At 70.0% G+C, this 2,020-nt stretch carries 2 protein-coding genes; one reads left to right on the top strand and one right to left on the bottom strand.

Features of this window, described 5'->3' with window-relative positions:
• Window positions 1-168: 168 nt before the first annotated feature.
• Window positions 169-1,473, bottom strand: coding sequence for a cell envelope lipid trafficking protein PgfA (gene pgfA / locus G6024_RS13995; protein WP_119191868.1), 1,305 nt, complete (start codon window positions 1,471-1,473; stop codon window positions 169-171).
• A gap of 103 nt (window positions 1,474-1,576) precedes the next feature.
• On the opposite strand from pgfA, the gene G6024_RS13990 reads away from it, so the two are divergent.
• A partial coding sequence (locus G6024_RS13990; RefSeq protein WP_159148969.1) for an acyltransferase family protein occupies window positions 1,577-2,020 on the top strand: 444 nt, incomplete at its 3' end.

Below are 2,020 nucleotides of genomic sequence, written 5' to 3'. Positions count from 1 at the left end.
GTCGGTCGCGGTCGGTCGCGGTCGGCTGCGCGGCGGTCGCGGGTCCGTCACCCAACGAGAAGAGCGTTCCGCACACTCCCACTCGGGTGTCGTGTGCGGAACGCTCTTGGCGATGCTCCGGGTGCGGCCCCCGCTCCGGTCAGGCGGGCGGCCGCGGGGTCTGACAGATCAGGCGCGGGTCCGGGTGGTCCGTCCGCCGGTGCCGCCGCGGCTCCCGCGCAGGCCCAGCACGATGCCACCGATCAGCGAGAGCAGGCCGAGGATGCCCAGCACCGCCGGGACGATACGACCGAACGTGTTGAGCGTGTCCGCGCTGTCCTGCGCCGCGGCCAGAGTGCTCTCCTGGGTCTCGTCGTTCCAGCCGGACTGGAAGCGGACGGCCGTGCGGGTCGGCTCGGCCTTCTCCTCCTCCAGGCGGGCCTTGTCGGAGAAGAAGGCGTCGGCCTCGGCCTGGTCCTCGGCGAAGAACTGGAAGATGTCCTCCTTGCCGTTGATGATCTGGCCGGTGGCCGGGTTCACGTACACCGTGCGGGTGTTGGTGTAGAAGCGTCGCATGTCGACCGGGCGCTCCGGGTCACCCTCGAGGCCCCACTGGCCGGCGGTCATGCCTTCGCGGCGGTAGCTGGCGAGGACCGACTCGACGGCGGGGTCGTAGCCGTCGGAGATCGAGGCGAAGTGATCGCGGATCGAGGACCACATGTCGATCGGGCCGAGGTTCTGGGTGAACTCGTAGGCCTCGATCCCACCGACGGACGTCTCGCCGACGAACTCGATCGGGTTGGTGGTGAAGGTGCTGGCGTCGAAGTAGTCGTAGGCCCGCTGCTCGGTGTCGAACGGGAACTTGTACTGCAGCCCCTCGCGGACGAAACCCGTGGGGGCGGTGTCGTCGGCGCCGCCCGCGACGACCTGCAGGGTGCTGGTGGCCTCGTCGACCGGCTGCGCCGTGACGCGGTCCAGCGTGATGCGGTCGATTGTGGCGTTGATCAGCGCCTCGACCTCGTCGCCGCCCGCGATGTCCTCGCGCAGCAGCGACTGGGCGGCCTGCAGGGTGATGACGTCGGCGTCCGACGGCTCGACGGCCATCACCCGACGCTGCGAGTACAGGGGGATGTCGTTGTCGATGAAGCACGAGACGGGGAAGGCCTGCTCGGTCTCGGCGGCCTCACCCTCGGGCGCGTCGCCCTCTCCCTCGTCCCCGGCCGCGGCCTCGGCCCCGTCCTCGGGACGGCACTCGGGCCGGTCCGCGTTGAGCTCGGTGGGCGCGTTGCCCGCCAGCGCCCTGCCCACGAGGACCGCCCCCGGCGCGACCTCGGTGACGGTCGTCGAATTGATGTCCAGCGGGGTCTTCTTCTGCGCCGGCACCACGAAGAACACGAGCGCCAGTGCGATAGTGATCAAGAATGCGCCGAGCCCGACGAGGACCAGCGCGGGCACCGACGACCTCCGTCCCGCGGAACTGCTCTGTCGTGCCATCGGTTGTCCTCCTGGAGTCGCGCCCTCGGTCCGTGGTCACGCCCGGGTAACGTCCCCGGGTCGGCTGCCAGACCGGACCATCATCAGGAGAAGATTAACAGTGATGAAGAACGCATTTGGCACCCCCGACCATCGAGTCGGGACACTGCCCTCCGCGACGGGCTTCGTGCCGGCGCTCGAGGGGCTCCGGGCGGTCGCCGCGTTCGCTGTACTCACCACCCATGTCGCGTTCCAGACCGGGGCCTCGACGGGGTCGTTCCTCAACCGCGTCTGGGGCCGCTTCGACCTGTCCGTGGCCGTGTTCTTCGCGCTCTCGGGCTTCCTGCTGTGGCGCGCGCACGCCCTGCACGCACGCCGGGGAGGCACGGGGACCGCACGGCCCGCCCGCGACTATCTGCGCTCCCGACTCGTCCGGATCATGCCCGCGTATCTCGTCCTGGTGGCCTCGGTGTTCCTGCTCATCCCCCGGAACGCACGGAGCTCCGCCAGCACATGGACGTCCAACCTGACGCTCACCCAGGTGTACGTCCCGGACTCCCTCGTCGAG

This window comes from Dietzia maris (genome assembly GCF_014144855.1).
GTDB lineage: Bacteria > Actinomycetota > Actinomycetes > Mycobacteriales > Mycobacteriaceae > Dietzia > Dietzia kunjamensis.
This window is presented reverse-complemented; position numbering and strand designations above follow the sequence as displayed.